The organism is Priestia sp. P5 (assembly GCF_029522155.1).
GTDB lineage: Bacteria > Bacillota > Bacilli > Bacillales > Bacillaceae_H > Priestia > Priestia megaterium_E.
In genome coordinates, this window is sequence record NZ_JAKWFJ010000002.1 from 413670 (window position 1) to 438590 (window position 24921).

General features: G+C 36.9%; 25 protein-coding genes. 17 read left to right on the top strand and 8 right to left on the bottom strand.

From position 1 onward, the window contains the following. Positions 1-20 precede the first annotated feature (20 nt). Together MMB69_RS18950 and MMB69_RS18955 are read right to left on the bottom strand one after the other, a co-directional pair. Entirely contained in the window at positions 21-1085 is a 1065-nt protein-coding gene (locus tag MMB69_RS18950) for a L,D-transpeptidase family protein (protein ID WP_221783978.1), read from the bottom strand. Between the two features lie 568 nt (positions 1086-1653). After that, positions 1654-2328, bottom strand: a complete 675-nt coding sequence (locus MMB69_RS18955; protein WP_277448209.1) for a class I SAM-dependent methyltransferase — start codon at positions 2326-2328, stop codon at positions 1654-1656. A 131-nt stretch (positions 2329-2459) separates the two neighbouring features. On the opposite strand from MMB69_RS18955, the gene MMB69_RS18960 reads away from it, so the two are divergent. Next, positions 2460-3329 carry a LysR family transcriptional regulator gene (locus MMB69_RS18960; RefSeq protein WP_277448210.1) on the top strand — a complete coding sequence of 290 codons (870 nt, stop codon included), beginning with the start codon at positions 2460-2462 and terminating at the stop codon, positions 3327-3329. 32 nt (positions 3330-3361) lie between these two features. Further along, positions 3362-3715 (top strand): DUF4181 domain-containing protein, encoded by a 354-nt coding sequence (locus MMB69_RS18965; RefSeq protein ID WP_264408946.1) that lies wholly within the window; start codon positions 3362-3364, stop codon positions 3713-3715. 37 nt (positions 3716-3752) lie between these two features. Here the strand turns inward: MMB69_RS18965 and MMB69_RS18970 are convergent, their stop codons facing one another. Both MMB69_RS18970 and MMB69_RS18975 read right to left on the bottom strand, forming a co-directional pair. Then, complete coding sequence (locus MMB69_RS18970; RefSeq protein WP_028412263.1) at positions 3753-4685, bottom strand: aldo/keto reductase; 933 nt, start codon at positions 4683-4685, stop codon at positions 3753-3755. 184 nt (positions 4686-4869) lie between these two features. Beyond that, complete coding sequence (locus tag MMB69_RS18975) at positions 4870-5583, bottom strand: suppressor of fused domain protein (RefSeq protein ID WP_221786055.1); 714 nt, start codon at positions 5581-5583, stop codon at positions 4870-4872. Positions 5584-6413: 830 nt separating this feature from the next. On the opposite strand from MMB69_RS18975, the gene MMB69_RS18980 reads away from it, so the two are divergent. The 6 genes from MMB69_RS18980 to MMB69_RS19005 all read left to right on the top strand — a co-directional run bounded on the left by MMB69_RS18980 (position 6414) and on the right by MMB69_RS19005 (position 11206). After that, positions 6414-6584, top strand: coding sequence for a hypothetical protein (locus MMB69_RS18980; RefSeq protein WP_264408948.1), 171 nt, complete (start codon positions 6414-6416; stop codon positions 6582-6584). A gap of 153 nt (positions 6585-6737) precedes the next feature. Further along, positions 6738-7520, top strand: a complete 783-nt coding sequence (locus MMB69_RS18985; protein ID WP_277448211.1) for a hypothetical protein — start codon at positions 6738-6740, stop codon at positions 7518-7520. Continuing rightward, positions 7520-7786, top strand: a complete 267-nt coding sequence (locus MMB69_RS18990) for a PqqD family protein (RefSeq protein WP_277448213.1) — start codon at positions 7520-7522, stop codon at positions 7784-7786. The genes MMB69_RS18985 and MMB69_RS18990 overlap by 1 nt, the downstream gene beginning before the upstream one ends. Further along, positions 7776-8222, top strand: a complete 447-nt coding sequence (locus tag MMB69_RS18995) for a S24/S26 family peptidase (protein WP_277448214.1) — start codon at positions 7776-7778, stop codon at positions 8220-8222. The genes MMB69_RS18990 and MMB69_RS18995 overlap by 11 nt, the downstream gene beginning before the upstream one ends. Positions 8223-8250: 28 nt before the next feature. Continuing rightward, complete coding sequence (locus MMB69_RS19000) at positions 8251-10050, top strand: ABC transporter ATP-binding protein (RefSeq protein ID WP_277448215.1); 1800 nt, start codon at positions 8251-8253, stop codon at positions 10048-10050. Between the two features lie 28 nt (positions 10051-10078). After that, positions 10079-11206, top strand: a complete 1128-nt coding sequence (locus MMB69_RS19005) for a nucleotidyltransferase family protein (protein ID WP_277448216.1) — start codon at positions 10079-10081, stop codon at positions 11204-11206. Between the two features lie 310 nt (positions 11207-11516). Here the strand turns inward: MMB69_RS19005 and MMB69_RS19010 are convergent, their stop codons facing one another. After that, the gene (locus MMB69_RS19010; protein ID WP_214985209.1) at positions 11517-12227 is read right to left on the bottom strand and encodes a M50 family metallopeptidase; all 711 of its coding nucleotides are present in this window, start codon (positions 12225-12227) and stop codon (positions 11517-11519) included. Between the two features lie 203 nt (positions 12228-12430). Here MMB69_RS19010 and MMB69_RS19015 point away from each other — a divergent pair, with 203 nt between their 5' ends. Together MMB69_RS19015 and MMB69_RS19020 are read left to right on the top strand one after the other, a co-directional pair. Further along, entirely contained in the window at positions 12431-13630 is a 1200-nt protein-coding gene (locus MMB69_RS19015; RefSeq protein ID WP_277448217.1) for an amidase, read from the top strand. After that, on the top strand, positions 13627-14511 hold the full coding sequence (locus MMB69_RS19020) for a fumarylacetoacetate hydrolase family protein (RefSeq protein WP_269870545.1): 885 nt from the start codon (positions 13627-13629) through the stop codon (positions 14509-14511). The genes MMB69_RS19015 and MMB69_RS19020 overlap by 4 nt, the downstream gene beginning before the upstream one ends. Before the next feature lie 38 nt (positions 14512-14549). Here the strand turns inward: MMB69_RS19020 and MMB69_RS19025 are convergent, their stop codons facing one another. Beyond that, positions 14550-15566: an acyltransferase family protein gene (locus tag MMB69_RS19025; protein ID WP_277448218.1), complete on the bottom strand. Its 1017-nt coding sequence runs from the start codon at positions 15564-15566 to the stop codon at positions 14550-14552. Positions 15567-15805: 239 nt separating this feature from the next. On the opposite strand from MMB69_RS19025, the gene galE reads away from it, so the two are divergent. The 5 genes from galE (at position 15806) to MMB69_RS19050 (ending at position 21350) form a co-directional block, all read left to right on the top strand. Then, a complete protein-coding gene (gene galE, locus MMB69_RS19030; protein ID WP_269870547.1) occupies positions 15806-16786 on the top strand; it encodes a UDP-glucose 4-epimerase GalE in 981 nt (326 codons plus the stop codon). Positions 16787-17016: 230 nt separating this feature from the next. Further along, positions 17017-17199: a DUF3973 domain-containing protein gene (locus MMB69_RS19035; RefSeq protein WP_028412270.1), complete on the top strand. Its 183-nt coding sequence runs from the start codon at positions 17017-17019 to the stop codon at positions 17197-17199. A 205-nt stretch (positions 17200-17404) separates the two neighbouring features. Beyond that, entirely contained in the window at positions 17405-17794 is a 390-nt protein-coding gene (locus MMB69_RS19040; RefSeq protein WP_269870548.1) for a PepSY domain-containing protein, read from the top strand. 584 nt (positions 17795-18378) lie between these two features. Further along, positions 18379-19152: an EAL domain-containing protein gene (locus tag MMB69_RS19045; protein WP_277448219.1), complete on the top strand. Its 774-nt coding sequence runs from the start codon at positions 18379-18381 to the stop codon at positions 19150-19152. Between the two features lie 224 nt (positions 19153-19376). Continuing rightward, positions 19377-21350 carry a diguanylate cyclase domain-containing protein gene (locus MMB69_RS19050; RefSeq protein WP_277448220.1) on the top strand — a complete coding sequence of 658 codons (1974 nt, stop codon included), beginning with the start codon at positions 19377-19379 and terminating at the stop codon, positions 21348-21350. 23 nt (positions 21351-21373) lie between these two features. Here MMB69_RS19050 and MMB69_RS19055 read toward each other — a convergent pair whose 3' ends face one another. Continuing rightward, positions 21374-21688: a winged helix-turn-helix transcriptional regulator gene (locus tag MMB69_RS19055; protein WP_014461264.1), complete on the bottom strand. Its 315-nt coding sequence runs from the start codon at positions 21686-21688 to the stop codon at positions 21374-21376. A gap of 289 nt (positions 21689-21977) precedes the next feature. Between MMB69_RS19055 and MMB69_RS19060 the strand changes: the two genes are divergently transcribed. Together MMB69_RS19060 and gdh are read left to right on the top strand one after the other, a co-directional pair. Continuing rightward, positions 21978-22829: a GRP family sugar transporter gene (locus tag MMB69_RS19060; RefSeq protein WP_014461263.1), complete on the top strand. Its 852-nt coding sequence runs from the start codon at positions 21978-21980 to the stop codon at positions 22827-22829. Between the two features lie 62 nt (positions 22830-22891). Continuing rightward, the gene (gene gdh, locus MMB69_RS19065) at positions 22892-23677 is read left to right on the top strand and encodes a glucose 1-dehydrogenase (RefSeq protein WP_013055759.1); all 786 of its coding nucleotides are present in this window, start codon (positions 22892-22894) and stop codon (positions 23675-23677) included. Between the two features lie 171 nt (positions 23678-23848). Here gdh and MMB69_RS19070 read toward each other — a convergent pair whose 3' ends face one another. Next, positions 23849-24811, bottom strand: coding sequence for a bile acid:sodium symporter family protein (locus tag MMB69_RS19070; RefSeq protein ID WP_277448222.1), 963 nt, complete (start codon positions 24809-24811; stop codon positions 23849-23851). Positions 24812-24921 lie beyond the last annotated feature (110 nt).

The window sequence follows — 24921 nt, forward strand, 5'->3', positions numbered from 1 at the left end:
GAGCCTGATTTCAGGCTCTATTAGCGTTTGGAAATAGCAGTTAAAGTATTAGGTCCGGCAACGCCGTCAACTGCTAGCTTATTGTCTTTTTGAAACTTACGCACAGCAGCTTCTGTATTGGCGCCGAAGATACCGTCCGTGCCTTTTGTATCATAGCCAAGCGCTGTTAATTTCTTTTGAAGGGCTTGAACATTGCTGCCTTTGCTTCCTTTTTTAAGCGTTTGTTTTGTATTAATTGTTGAGTCTGCTGGTGGATTTGTTGGCTTTGGATTTGTTGGGTTTGTTGGTGTCGTCGGGTTCGGTTTCGTTCCTGAACTTCCTAAAGCTTTATATGTTGATGGACCAACAATGCCGTCAGCCGTTAAGCCGTGGTCTTTTTGGAACTTACGAACAGCTGAATCTGTATTGGCACCGAACACACCGTCCGTACCCTGTGTATTATAGCCAAGTGAAGTTAGTTTCTGCTGAAGTTCTTTAACTGCATTTCCTTTGCTGCCTTTCTTTAAAACAGTTCCTGTAGAAGGAGCTGGAGTAGAACCTGAGTTTCCAGAAACGTTGTATCCGTTTGCTGCTGCAATGTCGTTAAATGATTTAGAAGAAGTTGTAATCACCACTGGTGTACCGACGGTCACTTTACTAAATAACCATTCTACTTCTTCATCGTACATACGAACGCATCCACTGCTTACATATTTGCCGATGGAAGCAGGATTATTATTTCCGTGAATAGCATACGTCGTGCCGTATGTACCTCTAGCATTTAGGCCTAGCCAGCGATTGCCAAGGGGGTTTCTAGGATCTCCACCAGGAATGTTCCCTTTGTAATAAGGGCGATTGACGATTTTATTTACTACTTTGAAATGGCCTTCTGGTGTAAGAGACTGTGTACGTCCTGTTGCTACTGAAAACGTTCGGACAAGTGAACCATTTTGGTAATAAGCGAGTTTATTCGTCGCTTTGTTAATGATAATTAAATGAGATGGTGTTGAAGCAGCTTCTGTTTTTGGAACTCCTACAAACAAGCAGGCTAGAGCTAAAATAGCTGCTATGAGTACGATTGTTGTTCTTGATATTCTATTTGCCATGTGCTGCGCCTCCTTAGGCTGCATTATTAATGAAAAACATATGGTGCGGCAGTGCTATAAATTCTTCACTAATAAAATAAAAGACGAATAGCTGCATTTTCTATACCTGTATGTATGCGCTTAATAAGGAAATCATTAAGTAGAAAGACTTTACTAGCGGGAATTTATAATAATAAGAATAACTAAGCTTTTCTTGCTGCTTTGTACAACTTTAGGAATATAAGTTTACTAATCTAGCGGATTCATATTTACGTAGGCATCACACCCTTTCCAGTTCTTCATTTTTGTGTAAAGAAATGAAAGCGTTATACAGATTGTTTTGTAATCATATTGTAACATAGTTGTATTTTTTATACCATAAAAAGACATAAAATAGTATAAAAATACTTTATATGGGTTTTATGTACAAAAAATTCAAAAGTTCAGGAGAACGAAGCTATTATTAGATATACGAAACTGGAAAAGAAGTATGCGTAGTTTTGCGGAAATAGATAAATATTCTTATTCGAATATAGGGAGGGAAGGAGTGAAAAAACTACTTGCAAAGAGACAAGTAGTTTTTAAACCGTTATTTTTGAGCATACATTACAACAAAATTAAAAAATTTATAGATGCAATCCACTGTGCTGAACCCGCTTGCTGTTAACCAATTTAACTGATCATGTAGGGTTGCCATTTTATCTAACTTCGTACGTTCATGAGCAGCCTCAATTTGCTCATGAGTTAATCCGCTTGCGGCAATTCTTTTGCTCCAGTCTTTTTTATATAATTCTTCAATAATAGAAGAATGGCCTAATACTTGATCAGCATTAATAAATACTCCTCCTGTATGCAGCAAATCATAAATTTGTTCATACAGCTTTTGTTTTTGTTCGTCTTCTAAATGATGAATAGCAAGTGAAGAAATCACAATGTCAAATGAGTGCTCAAATTTGTAGCTTGTTATATCTGATACGATAAATTCTATATGCTGTTCGTTTTTAAAGCGCTCCTTAGCTTTTTCAAGCATTTGATCTGACACGTCAATCAACGTGAAATGAGCATCTGGGTATTTTTCTTTAACAAAAGAAGAAAACAATCCTGTACCTGCTCCGATATCAAGTACGCGAAGCGGCTTGTTTGAAAAGTGAAGAAGAGAAACGGGAATGGAATAAAAATCAAAAAAACAAGAAATAAGTTTGCGGCGCTGCTCATCATACTGAGAAGCATGAGCATTAAATTTTTCTTTCACATTATTTTTCATTTTTACAGCTCCTTTATTTGGTAATATTGAGATACATATATCGTATAGAAGTTTGGTAGAAAAGAAAATAAACAAAAATAAGCAGTATTGATTCCAGTTTGTTATGAATAGAAAGAGATGGAGAGAAGAAAATGGAGATCAAATGGTTAAAAACATTCATCATAGCGGCTTCTTATGAAAATTTCAGGCAAGCGTCTGAAGATTTATTTTTAACACAGCCTGCTGTATCAAAGCATATTCAGCGACTGCAGCAAGAGCTAGGCGCTGAGCTTTTTAAAAAAAAAGGTAAATATATCGCGCTGACTGAGGCAGGACGCTTTTTTTTGCCTCATGCTCAAAAAATGGTGAGGGCATATGAAGAAGGAGTAGGAAATTTTAAGTTATGGAAGCAAGGATATAACCGAAAACTGACTATATCCGCTGCTCCTCAAATAGCAGCATCTGTTTTGCCGATTCTAATCAAACAATTTGTAGAGAGATATCCCCATATTGAAGTCACGGTTAATATTACAAATTCGTTTCAAGTGGGAAAAGACATCAGCGACAGAAGGTCAGATATTGGATTAACAAGGATGCTTCCGGGTCAGGCAGACGTTTTTTATGAGTTAATACATAAAGAAAAAGCAGTCTTAGTTGCCCCGTTTTCTGCAGGGGCACGTACGGAACAGGAGCTGTTATCTTCCTACCGGCTGCTTACGAATAATCATCCTGTTTATTGGGAAGATTTACTCCTTCAAATCAAGGCTTGTTATCCTCACATTCAGCTGCTTCCTGTGACGCAAGTAGAAATTACAAAGCGCTTTATTGAAGAAGGTTTAGGCGTATCTTATTTGCCATTTTCCATGGTGAAAAAGGAAGTTGAAAATCAAACGTTGAGCGTAATTTCACAGCAAAAAATTATCCGGCCTTCTTCGCATACGTATATCGTAACAAAAGGCGAAACAGAAGAAATAAAGCAGTTTAAGCACTTTGTAGCTGAGACCTTAACAGAAACGAGCTGAAATGATACCATAAAAAGGAAGGAGAGATGACAATGTATATATTAATCATGCTAGTAGCAGCAGCAGTCGTAGTAGATTTTATTTTAAGAAAAGTGCTTGATATACCTCGCAGCAAATTTTGGGGCAAATATGAGTATGAAAGTCTAGCTTTAGAACGTTGGGACAAATATGTCATGGTAGCTTTTGTTCTTTTTCTAGTACTCGATATGATTTTTATGGTTGTAGAGCCTTATATTGTATCTTTCCTATTCTTAGTCGTGAATATTTTGTTGAAAAGCATAGATGAATGGAAATATAAACAAGAAACGAAAGAGTACATCACAAGCTTTGTACAGCTGGGATTCTTCTTTACAGGATTTGTTTTATTAGCCGGCGGAATTGTATAGAAAAAAGAGCTTTACCTATGGTAAAGCTCTTTTTATATTATTTAAAAATATGATCAATGTCTTTAATTTCGGAAGAAGTGAGCTGAACATCTAATGTTTTTAAGTTATCAAGTACTTGATCAGCGCGTTTTGCCCCTGGAATTAACACATCAATTGAATCGCGCGTTAAGTACCAAGCCAAAACAAGATGAGCTACTTCTACGCCTTTTGCGCTAGAGATTTGACGGAGACGCTCTACTTTTTCTAGATTTTGCTGAAATGCTTCCCCGATAAAATGAGGCATATCTTCGCGCAGGTCATTAAACTTTGTATTTTTATCATATTTCCCAGCAAGTAAACCAGCAGCTAGCGGGAAGTATGGAATAAATGAAATGCGGTTTGCAGCAGTATAAGGTAAAATATCGCTTTCTGCTTCTCGCTGAATTAAGTTATATTGGCCTTGGACCACGTCTACATAACCATCTTTATTTGCTTCTTTTAACTGATCTAACGAGAAGTTTGATACGCCAATAGAACGGATCTTACCTTCATCTTTTAATTCTTTTAACGCACCAACCGCTTCGTCTTTAGGTGTGTTTTTATCTGGAAAGTGAATATAATATAAATCGATATAATCTGTTTGAAGGCGTTTTAAGCTATCTTCAACCGACTGTTTTAAAAATGCAGGAGAATTGTCTAGCAGTACTTCATCTCCAACAATTTTATGTGCTCCTTTTGTAGCGATCACCGCTTCTTCACGATTCCCGCGTTCTTTTAGCACTTCGCCAATTAATTCTTCAGAACGTTTAGGACCATAAATGAACGCTGTATCAAGTAAGTTTATGCCATTATCTAGCGCCTTATGAACAAGGTCTTTGCCGACTTCTTCGTTTAGGTTAGGATATAAGTTATGTCCTCCTACAGCGTTTGTTCCAAGTCCAATAGGATTAACATATAATTCGGATTTTCCAATCTGCACTTTTTCTGCCATGTCTAACGTCCATCTCCTTTTTTATATCTTCTTTTTTACTATAGCAAAATATACCACGAATCAAAAATAGTACGCTCATATGAAAAGCAGCCTTAAAAAAGTATGTGAACTTGAGTTACACGTAAATAAGGAGTATATTCTACAGGGCTCTATTTCAATAGCAGAAACAAAAAAAGAACCTCTTTTAAATAAGAGACTCTCTTTTAGTCATGGTAATATGATAGCTTTTTGACAGCTGAAATGTTTCAGCGAGCTGCCTGCGTCCTTGCGCTCCTTGTTCGCGCACATAATCTAATTCGTTTGGTGTAAGAAGCTTCATGCTAATCAGTTTAATAGATTCGTAAGGTAAAGAGAGGCTAGTTGAAACAGAAGGAGACTGAACTCCTAGCAATACACCAATATCTCCATTTTTATTTACAAAATGAGGCGGTACGTCCAAATCCGTAAATTCAATTGAAAGAACATCATGCTTCATGAATAGTTCTAGCATATTAGGATGAGCGGCGGCATTTTGACTCATTTGATAAAGAAGGTCAAATGCCCAGTGATCCTGAATATCAGATAAAGGCCCGCGCAGAGATTCATCATCGCATTCGATATAGAATTCTAATCCTTTTCCTTGCTTTCGGCTCTTTTCTTCGGGGGATTGAAACGGATCGGACAAGCCGTCGCTTGCTAGAATAACCGTCTCTGTTTTTTGAACACGAATAAATGTTTGACGTCCAGATGGCCAAGCAGGTCCGCCAAAAAACATGGGATTTAACAAATGAGTTAATACGTCTCCGTCTACATGTCCAATTGTGTTCCAGTAGTCTTTTCTTTTTGAGATTGATTCCTCAAGAACACGCTCTGCTTCTTTTTCCTGCTTCTTTTGCTTCCACTTTAAAAATAATGACAAGTATCCCACACCTCTTTACGACTTCATAGTACCCAATATATACCTCATTTAGGGAACTCGTAAACCACTATTTAACAATAGTGTATAGATTACTGTATATTTTCTTTCAACTAACCAGCTTAGAACCTTTTAGTCCTTAATTGTTTTAAGTGTACTTATGTCTACTAGAAGGGGTGTTTTTTTATACATAATAAGCGTAACCAACTAGGTTGAAAATTTATATATTTATAGTTGCTAGATACATATACAACGGTTTACTGCTTTTACTCATCTACCACCTAAATTTGCTTCTATTTCAATAATAAACAAAGATAAATAAAATAAAAAAAAGTGATGTTCTTAATAAAGGTACGAATTTTGTAAAAATTTATATCTTTTTGTTCTTAATAAAGGTTTACTATTTTTATTTTGTTCTTTATAATAGAAAACAACTAGTTATTAAGTATTATGATTCCGGGTTTAATAGGTTTAAATGACTAGTCAGGGATATCTGTTGAAGTTTTGTTCTTTATAATGAACATTATTATGAAGTATGAAAGGAAAGCGAGTAGTGTCACAACTGTCTTTTATCCCCTTGTCTAAAGGACATATAAAAATTTAAAAAAGAATGTGTAGAAGCGTGAAATTCATGTGAAACAAATTATTTTTTGTGAAGTGTTTTTCTAGTTACTAGGTTAATAGTTGAGGGAAAACCTTATCACTTTGCTTCTGGGAGTTGAGGTATAGTAACCTCTTTAATCCTCGAGGTCAAGGAGTTAAAAAAGAACCCTCAAATTATTATATATAATCTGAATAATATGACGAATTGAAAGGAGGAGTACACTATGAAAATGACAAAAAAACAACCAGGCGTATCACCTAAGCGCCCAATGGTTATGGATCATCAGCCTATTAGATTTGAAACTGCTCAAAGTTGGAATCCTGGAAAAGGTAACCAAGACCACCCTGGACATGGTAATGGAGGTGTTAATTTTCCACCAAACAATCCAAATAGACCGTAAAAAAGGATATAAAAAGAGGTTCTAAACCCACTTGTTAGGCATCTTAACAAAATCTATTATTTTTAAATCAATGTTGAATGCTACATATAGATGATTGTATAGATGCCTAACATTTACTTGTTTTTCTCTATTTAAAAATTGAAGGAGCATATTATGGAAAAAGTTACAATGAGAATTGGAGAGCATCAAGCTTTAATTGTTTGTCATTCATTTCAGATTTTAAATTTAATTCAAAAAAACTACGAGCCTTTTTTTTCTAAAATTGAATGCCCAGATATGGTTATACATATAGAAAGTGGATATGGAATTCCTTTTGTAGACTATCAAGTAGAAGTCGAACAAGAGGCAGATACTATATCTTTTCAAAGAGCTGATTATAGAATTCAAGCAAATTTGAGCGAGGGAAAGGCTCAAATTCAAATTTATGATGAATTAGCTTTAAAGCATGCGCTTATGAATTTTTATAGTTCTTATATTGTTTATCACAACTGGGGGCTGCTTATTCATTCCTCATGTGCAACTGAAAAAGGAAAGGCCCATTTATTTGCTGGCCAATCCGGAGCAGGAAAATCAACTTGTGCACAATTGTCCGCTCCAAGACCTATTCTTTCTGATGAAGCAACTCTTCTAAAGGTTGAAAAAAATAAAATTACTGTGTTTAATTCTCCATTTCGGAGTGAGCTCTCAGCTCCATCTATTGAAGGAACTATTCCACTAGCAAGTATTCAGCTGCTGCATCAATCTTTGAACAACGAGAGAATAAAGCTGGGTAAAGCAAGTGCTTTGCTTCAAATAATGGATAAGGTCTTTTATTGGAATAAAGACCGAGAGGAAACAAAAAAAATTGTACAAATGATAAAAGAGGTATTAGATCATGTACCTGTATATGATCTTTACTTTCAAAAAAATAATACGTTTTGGGAGTTGATATCCTAATGAAGCAGTTTGTTCGAAATCAAGATATGGAGGCCGTTCAGCTTGACAGTGAATGGGTGATTTTAAATACAGAAGCGTATACAGTAACAAAAATTAACGAATTGGGAGGTTACTGCTGGTCTTTACTTGAAAGGCCTTGTACAATTCCTTCGCTGATTAAATCTTTGCAAACGGATTATCGAATAGAAGACGAACTTTCGTTTGAAGATATGGAAACCTTTCTATCTGAGTTGATAAAATATGGATTGATTGATCATGTCAATTAACCAAGAAAGCGTACTATTGTTGAAGAATGTTATAGAAAAAAAAGGGTATGTTCATTTTCCTTCTGAGGGGTTCAGCATGTACCCTTGCATTCGTCAAAATGACCTTTGCACCTTTGAAAAAGCAACTGTTTTAAAAAAAGGTGATATCGGTCTCTTTCATACGGAAAGCGGGCAATTGATTGCTCATCGATTAATTAAAACAGGACACAAGAACGAGCAGTTGCACTATATATTTAAAGGAGATACTAATCTTTACTGTGATGAGCCTGTAATGGGAGAACAAGTTATTGGGAAATTGACGGCAATCTCTAGAAAAAATCAAAAAAAAGTTTATATGGCTGCTCCTTTTGACTATATATGGTGCTGGTTAATGCTTTTTTTTCCTTTTAGCTCCCGTTTCTTAAAAAAATATATCAATCAAAAAATAGTTAATTAAGCTAATCGCTTATTTTTGGAGTGTTCCGATGAAATTAAACCGAGCTGATATAAAGCAGTATTTTGACAGAGAGGAAATGATAAGCGCTTTTTCAATTGTATCCCCTTTACTTAAAAAACATTGGAAAGCTTACGCAGGGCTAATGCTTTTTTTATTGACGGACATTTTAATTACTCTTGTCTCCGCATGGTTTCTTGGAGATCTTTCAGACGCTGCCGTTCAAGGGGACTTTACCCGCGTTAAGCACTTGCTGCCACTTGCTTTTGGTCTAATACTAATAAGCTTTCTTACCATCTATTATGATACGTATATTGAAACGATTGCAACATCTTCTATTAAACGAGATTTAAAAGAGCAGCTGCTAAGGCAACTGTTACTTTCTCCCGTTCATAAAATTCATAGAACCCACTCTGGAGAATTTATTTCTCATTTTACCAATGATATTAACAGCATAGACGGAATGATTGGGCGCAATCTTATTAACCTTATAAAACTACCGTTATTATTTATTGCGATCTTTCTTTATCTATCCCATATCAGCCTATTACTTTCATTTGTAGGTTTATTTATTATACCTATTGCTGTCATTGCAGGTGGTATTTTTGGTTTTTTATTACGCAACAGCAGCAGGGAAATTTTGAAGCTAAACAGTGAAATGACCAGTAGTTTATCTGAAATCTTTCAAGGGTTTATTGTCATTCGATCTTTTTTATTAGAAAGATCTTTCTTTAGTAAATACCGTCAGCAAAACCAGCAAGCTTTAGCATTAGATTTGTATAATGGAAAAATGAAGGGGTTATTTTATGCAGGAGGCGAAGCTATTGCATTAATAGCCTTTCTAGTCACTCTCTGCTTCGGCGCCTTAATTGTTTCAAAAGGGATGTTAACGGTCGGTTCCCTTCTAGCGTTTGTAAGTCTCAGCAACCGTCTAATTTATCCATTAAATGGACTGGCAGGACAGTGGGCTGCATTTCAACGGTCTATATCAGCAATTGAACGAATAGCCCATATACTAAAGCAGCATGAAACTATTGATTTTCCTGAGTTTTCTCAAGAGAAGCCAAAGCAAAAAGCTATTTATTTTCAAGATATAACCTTTAGCTATGACGGGATAAGGTGTATTTTTGAACATTTTAATTTACAAATACCGGCAGGGAAAAGTATAGCTATCGTTGGAGCGAGCGGTGCTGGTAAATCGACTCTATTTAACTTATTACAAGGTTTTTATCACCCTCAAGCCGGAAAAATTTATATAGATCAAACATCGCTTAGTGCTCTTACTGCATCCGAACTGCAGAACTTAATTGCATATGTCCCACAAGAAACTTTTCTTTTTACTGGTACTATAAGAGAAAATCTGCTTTTAGCCAATCCTCAGACAACTGAAGAAGAGCTAGTCATAGCTGCAAGAGCTGCTCATATTCATGACTTCATTCTGTCACTTCCTCATGGGTATGAGACGAAAATAGGCGAAAAAGGGGTAACATTATCGGGGGGGCAAAAACAAAGGATGGCAATTGCTCGCGCCATCTTGAAGAATGCACCTATTCTGTTGCTTGATGAAGCAACGTCCGCATTAGATAACGAAACGGAATATTTAGTGAAAGACGCGCTGCAAGGAATTATGAAAAATCGGACAACGATTGTAATTGCTCATCGCTTATCAACCATTCAAAATGTTGATTCTATTGTTGTTATTGATAATGGAAAACTGATTCAATCAGGAAAGCATGAAGAGCTGATTCAACAGCCAGGTTTATACCGAGACCTTGCTCATGTCAACACATCACAGCTTTCTAATAACGAAGAAAGAGCAATCATGCTGTAAAGAAATATAAATTAGGAGGATTTCCATAATGTTTATTGAATTTATTCAAGCATTATATGATCAAAACCGTCCGTTACCAGAAAATCGGAATGATTACAACGCTATATTAGAAGATATCGAATACTTTCACTTATCAGCAACGGTATATTCCTTGTTAAAACAGCAGGGAAGAATCGAGCAAACGCCAACATATTTTCAAAATCAGCTAAAGACAGAATACCAAGCTATTTTGTATAACAACCTTTATATTAAAAATCAGCTGAAGCTCATTTTGGATACGTTTGAAGCTAACGATATTTCTGCCATTCCCTTAAAAGGAATTTTATTTAATGAAACGTATTTTGGTCATTTTAGTGCAAGACGGACAACGGATATTGATATATTAATTCGTAAAGAGGATATGGAAAAAGCGATAGGGTGTATTCAAGAATTAGAATACGATACAGAAGGAGAATACTCATCTCATCACTTTCATCGTTCGTTTGGTAAAGCGATCCCTCATTCACCTGTTCCGTTAGCTATTGAACTTCATTGGGATCTTCTTAAAGAGGAGAGTTCCTCATTAGAAATTGAGCAATTTTGGAAGCACTCTACTCCGTTAGAAGGTTACAAACATATAAAACAACTGTCTGAAATACATACCTTTTATATGATTTGCCTTCATGGGTGGAAGCATGGAATGGATTCTTTAAAATATTTTATCGATATTATACAAGCTATACATGTCTTGAATCATAAAATCAATTACGATGCGTTATTTAAAATGGCAAAGAACGATCAAACTTTAAAACGACTAACAAGCACATTAACAGTTGTTTATAATCAATTTCCACATCTGGATCAAATTAATAGCCTTCCTTTTAATAAAAAACCAAAAATATGGTGGAATTATCAAGAAATACGTTATGGAGACAGACAAAGCGTAAAAGGATTTAAAAATCTTATTCGGGTACATTTGTCTGAGTATGACCGGTTTGAGCATTCTATGATCTTTTTTAAGAGATTGCTTTTTCCAAATAAATCGGAGATAACTAATCTTTATTCACCTTCAATAAAACATAAAAAATATAGTATCTTTAGAGGGTATATTAAATTTTATAGGAAAAAGTTTCATACATTATTTCGTGCTTTATTTTATTCAAAAGTTAAAAGTTAGCAAAAATATTGAAAGAGTAATATAGTTAAACCTCGTTTTTGGTAATTTTACAAGACATTCAATGATCGTTGATTAAAACTTTAAAACGGTAGCTATAATAAAGCGTCTTTCTACTTAGAAGGTGCTTTTTTGTTTTAGACAAAAAAATTAAAAAGTCAGGTTACTTTTATGAAGGTGCTTTTAGATAAAAATCTATTGCAAGGAAAACGCAAATAAAGAATGCTATCTCACACAAAGAGAAGCATCCTTTGTTTAAATATATACGTTTGTGAAGCAATAATTAATTATATTGTTTCTTCTGCGTCGTTCTCTAATAAATCAGTTGAAAAATCAAATAAGCCACATACACGGCCTGTAGGAAAAATAAAAAACCCCAAAAGCGTGCTGAAAGATGGGTAAGCTGCTTTAAACTCGTAGCGTCACCTGCATCGTGTGGATATTTGATGCTTAACACAAAAATGATAAAGGCAGAAAATAGAGATTCTACAAGTAACAGCGCACCAACAAACATCATGCTGTAGCGCGTAAGCTGTGGGTCTTGTAAATAATAAATGCCTCCGAGGATCAAACCGATAGAAAAAAGCCACACAATTCCGTATCCGTTACGTACCCAAAGCAGTAAATTAATAACAACCACACTTCCTAACCCGTAAAAAAGCCAGTCGTAGTGATGGTGAACGAGCAGGTAGAAAAACAAATAAGCCATTGCTGAGCTGAACGGGTAGCCGGCTAAAGCAATAATGACGCGCGGCAGCCATCCACGGGATCCCGCGTAGGTGGCAGTCACAGCTACGCCTTCATTATTGGTATACAGCTCAATGCGATTGACGCCTTTTCCGACAATAAGCCCCATTAACGCGTGGCCATCTTCATGAAACATCGTATTTAAATTTGAAAAATAACGTCCAATATGCCGAAGTAGCTGATTAATGCTAGGAGCAAATGAACCTATAAAGGGAATGCCTCTTGTTAGCACAAAAGCTAATAAAATAAATAAGAAAAGCGTAGTAGATTGTTCCATCGCGATAGTCCTTTTCATAAAATGATATGTTTCTACTTTACTCGCAAACGTGCTAAAAGGGAAATGAAACGGCTAGTTTCTCTAGGAAAAGAGAAACTGGAAGATTTGCATAATATTAATGTTAACAGACCTGACACATTCATTGACCAGCTTATTCCAAATTTTATATTCTAAACAGATATAAGAAATGAGGAGATGGTTGAATGAAAGATACGTGGAACGCATTTGTAGACAGTGATCTTTACGTACCTCCAACGGGAACGGGAATGTTAAATAACTTGAGTTTTGCGTTAAAAGACGTATTTGATGTACAAGGACATATATCAAGTGCGGGAAATCCAGATTGGCTCTCCACGCATCAGCCTGCAAGTGAACATGCAGACGTAGTAGCTGCTCTTTTAAAAGAAGGAGCTGCGCTAAAGGGAGTTACGCATACTGACGAGCTTATGTACGGATTAAATGGAGAAAACGCGCATTACGGAACACCGGTAAACCCAAAAAGCGCAGATCGAATTCCGGGAGGATCTTCGAGCGGCTCAGCGGTTGCTGTGGCAGCGGGAATAACTGATTTTGCAATTGGAACAGACACGGGAGGATCGGTTCGAATTCCGTCAAGCTACTGCGGTATTTTCGGGTATCGTCCTTCTCACGGACGCATTTCTACAAACGGCCTGATTCCACTGGCTCCAAGCTTTGATACAGTCGGTGTAATGGCTAGAGACGGCCACACTCTGCAAAAAGTTGGAGCAGTTTTATTAAATTCAACGTCTCGTGCTAGTGGATTTACACGGCTATATGTACCAACAGACGTGATGGAACTCGTGGATGAACAAAGCATGCAAGCTCTTGCACCTTCTATTAAGCACGTAATGAAGTCTTTTTCTACTATAGAAGAAATAGTAATTGCCCCTCAGGGTTTTTCTACATATATGGAAACCTTCCGTTTGCTGCAAGGAAAAGAAATCTGGCAAACGCACGGAGAATGGATTCAAAAAGAAAATCCAACGTTTGGAGACGATATCGGAAGCCGCTTTCAATGGGCGAGCACTCTTACCTTATTAAATATGAATTATATAGAAGAAAAGCGTCGTGAACTTCGCTATTTTATGTACTCACAGCTTGGAGAAGACGGAATATTAGTGCTTCCTACAGCTCCAGGACCCGCGCCTGTAAAAGATGCAAAAGGACCGGAATTAGAAAACAGAAGATTGCGAACACTTCAAATGACGTGTATTGCCGGACTCAGCGGCCTTCCGCAAGTTACGATACCTGCAGGAGAACTAGACGGTTTGCCAATCGGCTTATCTTTTATTGCAGGATATAACCAAGATGAAAAATTATTAAATTGGGTAAAAGAAAACAGCGATCGTGTCATTCAAGCATCGGTAAGGAGCGTATCATGAAGTTAGTAAATATAATAGAGCAAGGAAAAGAGCAAGCAGCTATTTTAGACAATGACAGCATTCTGCTTGTAGAAGATATCAATACTAAATATTTAACAAACTGGTCTACAACAATTTGGGATCTTATTCAATATAAAGAACTTCGCCACCTTGAAACATGGTATGCCCATAATAAATTTGGTATGAACAGCTCTTTTCCCGCACTGCACTTGCAGGGCAGAAAAACAGCTCCTATCATTAGTAATCCGTCGAAATTGTTAGGCATTGGATTTAATTACGCAGCTTCTGAAGAAAAACTAAAAGACTACGACCGTGCCATTGATCCAGTTAGTTTTTTAAAACCCGCAACCGCCATTATTGGACCAGATGACAGCATTCGTATTCCAAAGCAGTCCTATAAAACAACGGCTGAAGCGGAACTAGCGGTGGTAATCGGTGAAACATGTAAGGATATAGAGCCAGATGAAGCGATAAACGTAATTGCTGGTTATACGTCAGCCATTGACGTAACCGCAGCTGATATTCATGCGGCGAATCATCGCTACTTAATGCGAGCAAAAAGCTTTGATACATTTTGCAGTATAGGCTCAGAGTTTATCACAAAAGAAAGCATATCAAATGTGAAATCACTTCAAGTGCGCACATTGCTCAATGGAAACGTACAGCATGAAAATACCGTGTCTAATATGATTTACGACATCGCATACTGTGTTTCATTTTTCTCAAAAGTCATGACGCTGCACCCGGGAGATATCATTCTAACAGGAACGCCGGGACCCGCTGTTATTGAAGACGGAGACTGTATTGAATGTCATATTGAAGGCATGCTTCCATTAAAAAATAAAGTGAAAGATATGAAGAAAGTGCCTCAGCAAATCTAGGAAATAACCCCTGTAAAGAACAGGGGTTACATGACTGTTTATTTCGAAACTGGAAGTGTTTGTCCACTGTCCTTTTTCGGAATAGGAAACGCACCTAAAAATAATGCGTTTGTAAGAAAAAATTGTTTGAACAATACATGACATATTAAAGGAATCAATGTTCCCATTACTATGTATAAAAAGACGGTAGATATGCCGGTGTATTTTTCTATTAAAATAGTAACCGGTACATGCAAAAACATGATGGTAAACGAGGATCTTCCTATGTATTCAAAAAGCTTACTCCACTTTGTTAAACTCATTTTTTTGCTTATATATACAAGAATGCTTGCCGCGCAAAGAGGAATAATCAAATCAAGCAGCCATGTATAAACGTTTGCTTTAATATCTAATGTATAAGAAAGAACGTTGAGCTTTTCTAAAACTACAATCAATAAAATGATCAAGCTGCTCAAAATTACGGTGCTTTTTCTCTCAACAAACGAAAAAGCTTGTTTGCTGTAATATCCAATTGCGTAATAACAAATGGATAGCAAAACGGAATTGGCGCTCCATATAATGTTTTTTTGCTGAAGAAATGGAAAGCTTACATAAATATGAGCGATGAAATAGCATAGAGCTAAGAAAAGAACCATTGAGCTTTTTCTTTTAATCAGTAGAGCTGCATAGGCAAAAACAAGGTGAGTTAAGAATAAACAAGTGACAAACCAAAAAACACCGTAATAATATCCGAGAGTTCTTCCGCCAATACATAAATGGTAGATGTTTAGTAACACTTCCCGAACGTTAAATGTTTGAACAAAGATAAGGGCTGCTATTAACAGGCCAAATGAAAAATAAGGGATAAGTAAACGCATCCATTTTTTCAAAATCCATTCTCGTACTTCTTGTATTCTAGAACGTGGGTGAAACAGATAGCCGCTAATCATAAAAAAGAGAGGCATGTGAAACCAAAAGAAATAATGATGAAAAAAAGGGCTGCCAGAATGCCCTGCGACTACTGTAAGAACACATAATCCTTTTAGCGCATCTAGCCATGAATGGTGTTTGCTCATTAAGCTTTCATTCCTTTAATAAGTAAATTAGTTCCTGCTATATTATCTAATTCTCTGTGAAAAAGAGCAATAAAAATTTCCTTCCCTTTTCTTCATAATGAGTTCATATTGATTGTCTATACTAATAAAAAATATAAACGTATCGCTGCAGGATACTGAAAAATGAAATATTTACAAATGGAAAAGAAACGGGTACGATATCTGTAGCGACACTTAATAAAAAGGAGCTGACTGACAGTATGATTTTAGTTATCGGAGGAGCAGGCTATATCGGAAGCCACCTAGTAAAAGAATTAGTGAAAACAAATGAAGTTGTGGTACTTGATAATCTATCAACGGGTCATCGCTGGGCAATCGATGAGAAAGCGGTATTCGTAGAAGGAAATCTAGGTAATGAGAAAGATTTAGAAAGCGTATTCACAAATCATAAAATTGATGCTGTCATGCATTTTGCTGCTAATAGTTTAGTAGGGGAGTCAGTAACAGATCCTCTTAAATATTATCAAAACAACGTAGCTGCGACGTTAACCCTTTTACAAACGATGATGAAGCACAATGTGAAAAAGTTTATTTTTTCATCTACTGCTGCTACATATGGGATTCCTTCTGTAGATATCATTACAGAAGATACGGCAACAAACCCAATTAATCCGTACGGACGTTCAAAGTTAATGATTGAACAGATTTTAGCTGACTTTGCAAATGCTTACGATATGGAATATGTTGTGCTTCGTTACTTCAACGCAGCGGGTGCTTACGAAACAGCGGAAATTGGTGAGTGCCATGATCCTGAAACTCACTTAATTCCAATCATTCTTCAGCACCTTCTTGGTGAACGTAAAAACATCTCTGTATTCGGCTCAGACTACGATACTGCAGACGGAACGTGCATCCGTGACTACATTCACGTAACCGATCTAGCGAATGCTCATATTTCAGCGCTTCAAGCACTGTTAGACGGCTCGAAGAAGACAGCAACATACAATCTTGGAAACGGGCTTGGCTACTCTGTAAAAGAAGTGATCGAAACATGTGAAAAAGTAACGGGTAAAAAAGCGAATGTCGTTATGGCAGCCCGTCGCGCTGGAGATCCGGCACGCCTAGTTGCATCTTCTGATAAAATTCATGCAGAATTAGGCTGGAAAGCGCAAATTTCATTAGAAAAAATTATCGCATCAGCTTGGAACTGGCATCAAAACAGCGCAAACGTAACAAAGTAATAAAAAGTGCCTCTTTTCTTTTTGAAAGGGGCTTTTTTATTAGAATTAAACTGATTTATGTTCTAAATAATCATTTTGAAAATCCAGTGTTTTAGCCCACGGACAAGCCTTCTTCTTTTCGGACATTTTCCCTAAACAAGCACGACTTTTGTTCTTTTCCATATGATGTAGGTAAATATACCATTCACAACTATCCCCGTTTATAAAATAGTCCGCAAGGAGGTTATGATATGTATTACTGTGTAAGATGCTCCAAATTTCATGACGAACAGGAAAAAGAAAACATCTTTCAAAATGGTTTTTACATTGATCCCTATTTGCTTCAAAAAGTTCATTTAGGCATGTGCGTACACAAATCCCCGTCAATCAAACAAATAAGAGCCGTAGAACGATTCGAAACGAAAAAGATGTAGAATTTACATTCACCAATAAGAAGCTAGATCTAATCAGGTCTAGTTTTTTCAGTGGGTAACAGCTTTCTTCAGCTATCTTTCATGTAATATTAAGAGAAATTTAAGACAAGCCCGCTATACTAGTTAGTAGACGTATACATAGGATATGGTACGTTAAGAAATTGAAACAGCAGTCCGTTTTATAAACTAGAAAGGATGGCGTCAAATGATTTCTGAAAAACGATCTCTTTTGTTGAAAGAACAAGCAAAGCTTCTCGCATTAAAAGAATATAAAGGCATTGTCAAATCCATATCGCTGAGTAAAATACTCACTCTTCCTATTTATATAGTAGACATCCTTACGTTAAACGGAGAAGAGCATAAAGTGAAAATTAACGCCCAAACTGGGAGTATTTTGAAAGAAAAAACGATTCCTTTAACCAAAAGCCGTGCAAAAGCATATGCATTAAGACAGCATAAAGGTATTATCGAATCGGTTGTTCTCACTAACAAGCAATATGAAATTGTCATCCTTGGACTTGATGGGAAAACCCACAGCGTGAAAATTGACGCTGAAATTGATGTGCTGGCGCAAGAAGAGCGAAACATTCAGTAAATGGCCTATATTATGTAATCAACCTCACTTTGTTGAAAGTGGGGTTTTCTTTAGGGGAGAAACCACTAATAATAGAGATTATTAATTAATCATTCGAATTTTTTTGTTGTTATGGTAAACGTAAATTTCATGTATATAAATGCTTCTAGCTATTAATTGGAGGGCAAGGCGAAGACTCCTGGGGGAAAAGCGGAACAGGTGAGACCCCGCAGGAGCATAAGCGACGAGGAGGCTCAGCGGCCGCCCGCGGAAAGCGAAGCCATGCACGGAAATCAACCGTGGTGTCACGAGCAATTTATACTAGTCCCTTTATCTAATTTGCTCATCTTTAGACGGGGTTGAGTTACTTATGTCTCAATCTTTTTTTTGAAACATCCTTTACAGCCTATCTATCAAAAGCATAAAAGTCTCTAAAACACTTCTTTGTTGCTATCATAAGCCTCCAGCAAGTCTCAAAATACCTAAATCGCCTAATGGAATATCTTACTTTTAATGGACAATTAGCTGTTTTTAGGATATATTTTTATAAGTTTAGGTTATGGAAGAAATAGTATATTGAAAACGAAAGGTGATTAAACGAAAGAATGGATGCTCATGTTTTAAAGGAACTGACGTATGAAGACTTTCAGTTTGTATATCAGCCTATTTATGCGTTGAATTCGTGGGAGACGCTGGGTTTTGAGGCTTTGCTACGCACAGCTTTCGCAAAAGGGCAAATTGAAGAGTTGTTTTCACTGGCAAGACGCCATAATTATTTGTACAAGCTTGATACGATGGCAATTGAAGGAGCGATCAAACACTTTCCGTTTGATGTGTTGAAATCAGAGAATGTATTTATCAATGTGTTTCCATCTACTCTTCTCCACCCGCATTTCCAACTGTTTTTAACGTATCTGTTGAACACCTATAAAAATGCGAAACATCGTATTGTATGGGAGTTAAATGAAACGCCTTATGAAAAGATTTTATGGGAATCACCTGCTCTTTTTGCTCGAGTAATGAGTTTGAAAGAGGCCGGTTTCAAAATTGCGATTGATGATTTTGGAGCAGGAGCCGCAGCAATGAGACAGGTAAGCATGTATGAGCCTCACTATATGAAATTGGACCGAAGCTATGCGGAAGGGCTAGCCGACTGCAAGCAAAAGAAAGATCTGATTGATTTGCTTGTTAACTATTATCCGCATACGAATCTTATTTTAGAAGGCGTTGAACGAGATAAAGATTTAGCTGCAGCGATTTCGTTAAACCTACATGCTGCTCAGGGTTATTTGCTGGGCATGCCGCAGTCGATCTCTTCCTACTTAACTTATAATAAGTACCGCAGTTTATTCAGACGAGAAAGGCTGCTGAACTCTTAAACCATACACTTCACTAAATAGATAATTTAACGTAATATAAAAGTGAGTAATTAGACCTATATGAAGCATAGATGTCTTGAATTTTTATAAAATTATGTGATTTTGTGCGATTGTTAAAATATTTTAAGGGATAAAGAAGATGTGTTGGTTTGGGAGAATGAGTGAATTGCATATCAAAACAAGACGTTTAGTGAAATTCCAAAGGCAGATGGAGGATATTTAGTATGTATAGTGAAGGGGTATTCCAATTTTATTTTATGAATATGCCGCAGCCTGTTATTTTAATTCAGCAAGAAAAACATCAGCTATATTATAAAGAATGTAACAAAGCAGCTCAGCAATTCTTTGACAAAATGGAAGACAAGATAATCAATAAAGAAGAAAATCTGCTTTTTTACACACTTTGTGAAAAGACCATTGCCACGAAAGAACCGATTCAATATCAATACATACAGCTTTTTCAGCCCGACCGGCATGCATATGAAGTAACATTTACTCCTCTTTTTAATCAAGCGACAGCCCCTTCACATGTCCTTGTCATGGCTCAAGAAATTCATTATAAAAAAACACAGGAAGAGAGCACGCGTTTGCTCGATGCGTTTCTAGAAAACACGGTAGACGCCATTCTAATTGCTGATTGTGATGAGAAGGTCTTAACAGTCAATGGAGCATTTGAAAAGCTATTTCAGTGGAGAAAAGAAGAAGTTATAGGAAAAAGCCGTCAAGAGATGAACATCGTGTCAAAGAAAGAGGAACAAGAAAACCTTAAATTAATAGCAGAATTAAAAAATGGTAAGACGCTGTCTCCTTATGAAACAGTCAGGTACACAAAAAGCGGCGAAAGCGTGTGTGTATCTGTCAGCTGTTCACCGATTTATGACTATCAAAATCAACTGGTCGCCTATTCAGTGATTTACCGAGATATTACAGCTATTAAAAGATTAGAATTAGAGCTCATAAAAAGCAAACAGTGGTACAAATCGCTATTTACAAACCACCACCACGCAGTTTGTATGCTGAATTTGGACGGCACGATTTTAAATATCAACAGCGCATTCTTAGAAACACTGAAGCTTTCTGCAAGCGATGTGCTGCATAAAAATTACCGAGACATTGCTAAAAGACTGGGAGCCTGTAATTATAAACGCTGGAATGTATATGAAGAAATCAGCTATAGCACAGAGCTAACGTTTTGTAGAAGCCAACGTTCCATACAGCATGTGTATATTACAACGATTCCTGTCAAAGTAAATAATCAAACGGTTGGCGCCTATGCAATCTTACACGATATTACGCCTCAAAAAGAAGCAGAAGAACAGCTGGCTTATACGCTGAAAGAACTTGAAAATATAAAATATGCGCTTGATGAATCAGCTAGCGTTATGATTATAAATGCAAGTGGAACTATTACCTATGTAAATGATATGTATGTACAGTATTCAGGTTATGAAAAAGAAGATTTAGTAGGGAAGTATTATCGAGATGCAGGGCTTAATCATGACCATCATGAGCTGCTTGAAACAATAAAAAGCGGAAAAGTATGGCGAGGACAGCTTGAAATGGGGACGAAGCATCATCAGTCATACTGGGTATCGAAAACAATTGTGCCGTTAAAAGATATAGACGGAAATATTACTCATTATGTATCCATTCATAATGATATTACTGAACAAAAAGCGCTAGAAAATAAACTTCATTTTGAAGCCACTCACGATAGTTTAACAGGTCTTCCCAACCGGGCGATGTTATTAAAAGAGTTAAACAAAGTAATTGAAAAAGGGCAGCAAAAAAGCGATGAGTTTTTTGCGCTTTTGTTTCTCGATTGTGATAATTTTAAGCAGATTAACGATGAATATGGCCATCATATAGGAGACGAATTTCTAAAAGCATACACGAAGAGATTAAAAAGCTGTGTGAGGAAAGGCGATCGTATTTATCGTTTGGGCGGAGATGAGTTTATCATTATTTTAAACGTAACAAATGGACGAGAAATTGAACAAATTGCTAGGCGAATTCACGTATCCCTTCAGCAAAGCTGGAATGTACGGGGCTATTGTTTGCGCACAACAACTACTATCGGCGTCTCTATTTATCCAGAAGACGGGGCATCGGCTGCTTTATTATTAAAAAATGCAGATGATGCGTTATATAAAGGAAAAAGAGAAGGAAAAAATAATTATATCCTCTACCAAACGTAAAAAAAGCCTCCAAAGAGGCTTTTTTATTTTATCCACGTTTTTGCCCACTTGCTGACGGGCCCTAAGATCATACCAAGCTCTGATCCTTTTTTAGTTAAGATATATTCAATACGAACCGGACGTTCAGGAATAACGTGCCGGATTACAATGCCTTCTTCTTCTAACTCTTTCATTCGTTCGGTTAACATTCGTTTACTCAAAGAGGGAATGCTGGTGTGAATTTCACTAAAGCGTTTAGGACCGCTCATCAAGACATAAATAATTAATCCATTCCATCTTTTTCCTATTATATCAAACGTTTTCCACACTTTTGGACATAACTCATCAAATTCATTCATTCATGCCACCTACTTTATCGTATATAGGATATTAAAAGTAACTCTTATAATGTTATTATATACTAGCATTTGGATAATGAAAAGGCTATCTTTTTTTATTTTCAAAACTTTCAGTAGCTTGGAAACGCTGTATTGTAAAGTTTTTAAAAAAAGTCACAAAATCGACATATTATTATTGACGTATCAAGAAAAAAGGTCTAAGATTGGTTACATAAAGTTACCTAGTTAAATAAAAGGTACTTTAAATTTACAATTACATCAAGAGTTTGAGAAAGAAGGTTAGTATCAAATGGATATCCTTTTGGCTATTCTTCCTGCGATTTTCTGGGGAAGTATTGTCCTGTTCAACGTTAAACTGGGCGGAGGTCCTTACAGTCAAACGCTTGGGACTACAATTGGTGCGCTGATCTTTTCAGCCGTTATTTATTTCGTAGTTCATCCAGTGTTGACGCCGCTTATTTTTATTGTCGGAATCGTTTCAGGATTATTTTGGGCAGTTGGGCAAAGTAATCAGTTGAAAACGATTGATTATATTGGTGTTTCAAAAACCATGCCAATTTCAACTGGTATGCAGCTTGTGACGACATCACTGTTTGGTGTTATCGTGTTTCACGAGTGGTCAACAACAACAACCGTTATTTTAGGCGTGTTAGCTCTTATTTTCATTGTTATTGGTATCGTGCTAACATCACTAGAAAGCGAAAAAAACCCAGAGCAATCTGGACAATTCAAAAAAGGGATCATTACCCTTATTATTTCAACAATTGGATACTTAGTGTATGTAGTTGTCGCTCGTTTATTTAATGTAGACGGCTGGTCGGCACTATTCCCACAAGCAATTGGTATGTTAATTGGTGGACTTATACTTACTTATAAACACAAACCGTTTAATAAATACGCAATTCGCAACATTATTCCAGGGCTGATTTGGGCAGCTGGTAACATGTTCTTATTTATTTCTCAACCTAAAGTAGGGGTTGCAACAAGCTTCTCATTATCACAAATGGGAATCGTTATTTCAACGCTTGGCGGTATCTTCTTACTTGGAGAAAAGAAAACAAAGCGTCAGCTTATTTCAATTACGATTGGTATTGTGCTCATCATTTTAGGTGGCGTATTCCTCGGAATGGCTAAAAGTTAACGTTTACGTAAAAGTTAATGATAGTATGTATGAATAAATGAAAACACTAGGAGGATTTTATTATGTATACAGATTTAAAAGATAAAGTAGTTGTAATTACAGGTGGATCAACAGGTTTAGGACGTGCAATGGCTGTTCGTTTTGGTCAAGAAGAAGCAAAAGTTGTTATTAACTATTACAACAATGAAGAAGAAGCTTTAGATGCGAAAAAAGAAGTAGAAGAAGCAGGCGGACAAGCAATCATCGTTCAAGGCGATGTAACAAAAGAAGAAGACGTTGTAAATCTTGTTCAAACAGCTATTAAAGAATTCGGTACATTAGACGTTATGATTAACAACGCTGGTGTTGAAAACCCAGTTCCTTCTCATGAGCTATCTTTAGATAACTGGAACAAAGTTATTGATACAAACTTAACAGGTGCATTCTTAGGAAGCCGTGAAGCAATCAAATATTTCGTTGAAAACGACATTAAAGGAAACGTTATTAACATGTCTAGCGTTCACGAAATGATTCCTTGGCCATTATTTGTTCACTACGCAGCAAGTAAAGGCGGTATGAAACTAATGACGGAAACATTGGCTCTTGAATATGCGCCAAAAGGTATCCGCGTAAATAACATTGGACCAGGTGCGATGAACACACCAATCAACGCAGAGAAATTCGCAGATCCTGTACAACGTGCAGACGTAGAAAGCATGATTCCAATGGGTTACATCGGTAAACCAGAAGAAGTAGCAGCAGTTGCAGCATTCTTAGCATCATCACAAGCAAGCTATGTAACAGGTATTACATTATTTGCTGATGGCGGTATGACGAAATATCCTTCTTTCCAAGCAGGAAGAGGCTAATAGTTTTTAATCGATGTAGAAAAAAGAGACATGGCAAAATCGGCCATGTCTCTTTTTTTTATACCTAAGCGAATGCCACCCCCCTTGCGGGGTTGGTGGCATTCGCCTAGGTAAAACCTTTTTGGGAAGGTTCATGGGAGCTTTTTGTGCTTCCCTTATAAGTTTCTTATATTAGCCAGCCATTTTTTTGTTAGACGAGGGCTGGTTTTTGTCTTTTAGTTTGCTGAAGATAAAGGCAAGAACTGAGCCTGAGATGTTGTGCCAGACGCTGAAGATGGCGCTTGGGACAGCGGCTAGTGGCGAAAAGTGAGTGGAAGCAATGGTAACGCCGAGCCCTGAGTTTTGCATGCCAACTTCCATTGCCACTGCTTTTTGTTTGGCTAGATCCATTCCGCATAAGCGGGCAAAGAAGAAGCCGATTGTGAAACCAAGAATGTTGTGAAGAACAACTACGGCAAAAATGATACCGCCTGTTTTAGCAAGCTGTGCTTGGCTTCCTGCCACAACGGCAGATACGATCAAGACAATCGCGACTACTGAAATAAGGGGGAGAGCTTTGGAACTTGCTTCTGCAGCTTTTCCAAAAAACTTTTTGATCGTAAATCCAAGAGCAAGTGGAATGATGACAACTTGTATAATGGAAATAATAAGAGACATGATATCAATATCGACCCACTTGCTTGCAAATAATAAAATGAGAAGCGGTGTAACGATCGGTGCTAAAATGGTTGAAACAGAAGCGATGGCAACTGCGAGCGCAACGTTTCCTCGAGCCAAAAAGACCATTACGTTTGATGATGTGCCGCTTGGACAGCAGCCTACTAAAATAACGCCCACTGCTATTTCTTTTGGTAAATCCAAGCCAATCGCCAAACCGAATGCAAGAAGCGGCATAATGATAAAATGTCCTACCACGCCTAGTGCTACTTCTTTCGGTCTTCGAAATACTTCGCTGAAATCAGACGCTGACAGCGTTAATCCCATTCCAAACATGACAATTCCTAATAGTGGAACGATATACTTTCCAATCCATACAAAGTGTTCTGGGAATGAGTAGGCAATAACGGAAATTAAAATAACCCAAAGCGTAAACGTTTTTCCTGCAAATGTACTGATTTTCTCTATTGTTTTCATCTGTACGATACCTCCTGCGAACTATAAGAAGAAATTATACTATTTATTCTGAAAAATGAAAACAGTATTTTTGTAAAATAGTACAGAATATTTTATCTTTTGGAGATTAT

Excerpts from the sequence above, each read along its gene's own strand:
- MMB69_RS18950 (WP_221783978.1), bottom strand. The coding sequence starts at position 1,085 with ATGGCAAATAGAATATCAAGAACAACAATCGTACTCATAGCAGCTATT.
- MMB69_RS18955 (WP_277448209.1), bottom strand. The coding sequence starts at position 2,328 with ATGAAAAATAATGTGAAAGAAAAATTTAATGCTCATGCTTCTCAGTAT.
- MMB69_RS18960 (WP_277448210.1), top strand. The coding sequence starts at position 2,460 with ATGGAGATCAAATGGTTAAAAACATTCATCATAGCGGCTTCTTATGAA.
- MMB69_RS18965 (WP_264408946.1), top strand. The coding sequence starts at position 3,362 with ATGTATATATTAATCATGCTAGTAGCAGCAGCAGTCGTAGTAGATTTT.
- MMB69_RS18970 (WP_028412263.1), bottom strand. The coding sequence starts at position 4,685 with ATGGCAGAAAAAGTGCAGATTGGAAAATCCGAATTATATGTTAATCCT.
- MMB69_RS18980 (WP_264408948.1), top strand. The coding sequence starts at position 6,414 with ATGACAAAAAAACAACCAGGCGTATCACCTAAGCGCCCAATGGTTATG.
- MMB69_RS18985 (WP_277448211.1), top strand. The coding sequence starts at position 6,738 with ATGGAAAAAGTTACAATGAGAATTGGAGAGCATCAAGCTTTAATTGTT.
- MMB69_RS18990 (WP_277448213.1), top strand. The coding sequence starts at position 7,520 with ATGAAGCAGTTTGTTCGAAATCAAGATATGGAGGCCGTTCAGCTTGAC.
- MMB69_RS18995 (WP_277448214.1), top strand. The coding sequence starts at position 7,776 with ATGTCAATTAACCAAGAAAGCGTACTATTGTTGAAGAATGTTATAGAA.
- MMB69_RS19000 (WP_277448215.1), top strand. The coding sequence starts at position 8,251 with ATGAAATTAAACCGAGCTGATATAAAGCAGTATTTTGACAGAGAGGAA.
- MMB69_RS19005 (WP_277448216.1), top strand. The coding sequence starts at position 10,079 with ATGTTTATTGAATTTATTCAAGCATTATATGATCAAAACCGTCCGTTA.
- MMB69_RS19010 (WP_214985209.1), bottom strand. The coding sequence starts at position 12,227 with ATGGAACAATCTACTACGCTTTTCTTATTTATTTTATTAGCTTTTGTG.
- MMB69_RS19015 (WP_277448217.1), top strand. The coding sequence starts at position 12,431 with ATGAAAGATACGTGGAACGCATTTGTAGACAGTGATCTTTACGTACCT.
- MMB69_RS19020 (WP_269870545.1), top strand. The coding sequence starts at position 13,627 with ATGAAGTTAGTAAATATAATAGAGCAAGGAAAAGAGCAAGCAGCTATT.
- MMB69_RS19025 (WP_277448218.1), bottom strand. The coding sequence starts at position 15,566 with ATGAGCAAACACCATTCATGGCTAGATGCGCTAAAAGGATTATGTGTT.
- galE (WP_269870547.1), top strand. The coding sequence starts at position 15,806 with ATGATTTTAGTTATCGGAGGAGCAGGCTATATCGGAAGCCACCTAGTA.
- MMB69_RS19035 (WP_028412270.1), top strand. The coding sequence starts at position 17,017 with ATGTATTACTGTGTAAGATGCTCCAAATTTCATGACGAACAGGAAAAA.
- MMB69_RS19040 (WP_269870548.1), top strand. The coding sequence starts at position 17,405 with ATGATTTCTGAAAAACGATCTCTTTTGTTGAAAGAACAAGCAAAGCTT.
- MMB69_RS19045 (WP_277448219.1), top strand. The coding sequence starts at position 18,379 with ATGGATGCTCATGTTTTAAAGGAACTGACGTATGAAGACTTTCAGTTT.
- MMB69_RS19050 (WP_277448220.1), top strand. The coding sequence starts at position 19,377 with ATGTATAGTGAAGGGGTATTCCAATTTTATTTTATGAATATGCCGCAG.
- MMB69_RS19055 (WP_014461264.1), bottom strand. The coding sequence starts at position 21,688 with ATGAATGAATTTGATGAGTTATGTCCAAAAGTGTGGAAAACGTTTGAT.
- MMB69_RS19060 (WP_014461263.1), top strand. The coding sequence starts at position 21,978 with ATGGATATCCTTTTGGCTATTCTTCCTGCGATTTTCTGGGGAAGTATT.
- gdh (WP_013055759.1), top strand. The coding sequence starts at position 22,892 with ATGTATACAGATTTAAAAGATAAAGTAGTTGTAATTACAGGTGGATCA.
- MMB69_RS19070 (WP_277448222.1), bottom strand. The coding sequence starts at position 24,811 with ATGAAAACAATAGAGAAAATCAGTACATTTGCAGGAAAAACGTTTACG.